Genomic DNA, 1,023 nt, shown 5'->3' on the forward strand with positions numbered 1-1,023 from the left:
CGGCCCAACACAGATAATTTGTTGAAACCATGGCAAGAATAGATTATTTATGAAGTCAGATTGCAGTACGGTTGACCCTTTTGGGGAAAACACATATTTCGTACGCTAGAAAAATAATGCATGGAAGTATCTGATTTATGGAAAAGAAAACACTGTTGACCCATTGTTCTGACGCACCGGGTTTGATCTCTAAAATTACTAATATCTGTTACAAACATCAGCTAAACATCGTTCATAATAACGAATTTGTTGATAACACTAGTGGGCACTTTTTCATGCGAACGGAGTTGGAGGGGTACTTCAACGACCAAACGTTTCTTGCCGATTTAGACCAAGCTCTACCGCAAGGTGCAAAACGCACTCTCATTGGCTCTCGCCGTAAACGCATCGTGATTCTCGTAACGAAAGAAGCACACTGTTTAGGTGATATTCTGATGAAAAATTACGATGGCAGTTTAGATGTAGAAATCGCCGCCGTGGTGGGTAACTACGATAAGTTGCAAGGCCTCACTGAACGTTTTGATATCCCTTACCACTATGTGACGCACGAAGATCTAAGCCGTGAAGAACACGAGCAAAAGATGCTAGAGGTGATCGATCAATACGATGCAGATTACTTGGTGCTAGCGAAATACATGCGCGTTCTCACGCCAACGTTTGTTGAAAAATACCGCCATAAGATCATCAACATTCACCACAGTTTCTTGCCTGCTTTCATCGGTGCTAAGCCTTATCAGCAAGCTTACGACCGTGGCGTAAAAATTATTGGCGCAACAGCCCACTTCGTGACAAACGACCTAGATGAAGGCCCGATCATCAAGCAGGATGTTATTCCAGTCGATCACACATTCAGCGCACAAGATATGGCTCAAGCAGGCCGCGATGTCGAGAAGAATGTTTTGAGTAAAGCTCTGAATAAGGTAATTAACGACCACGTTTTTGTTTATGGGAATAAGACGGTGATCCTGTAATAACTTGTCTCTCTTTACAATTTCACTATGAGTAAACCCGCCTACTCGGCGG

General features: G+C 43.1%; 1 protein-coding gene. It reads left to right on the plus strand.

The genetic code is table 11. The annotated features are described in order from the left end of the window. The first annotated feature begins 137 nt into the window (after positions 1–137). Positions 138–971: a formyltetrahydrofolate deformylase gene (purU, locus tag R7Q38_RS24970; RefSeq protein WP_005478783.1), complete on the plus strand. Its 834-nt coding sequence runs from the start codon at positions 138–140 to the stop codon at positions 969–971. Positions 972–1,023 lie beyond the last annotated feature (52 nt).

It is taken from the genome of Vibrio sp. Vb0598 (assembly GCF_033338935.1).
Taxonomy (GTDB): Bacteria; Pseudomonadota; Gammaproteobacteria; order Enterobacterales; family Vibrionaceae; genus Vibrio; species Vibrio alginolyticus.

What these genes read in the sequence shown, in the direction of transcription:
- purU (WP_005478783.1), top strand. Translation starts at nt 138, where the DNA reads ATGGAAAAGAAAACACTGTTGACCCATTGTTCTGACGCACCGGGTTTG.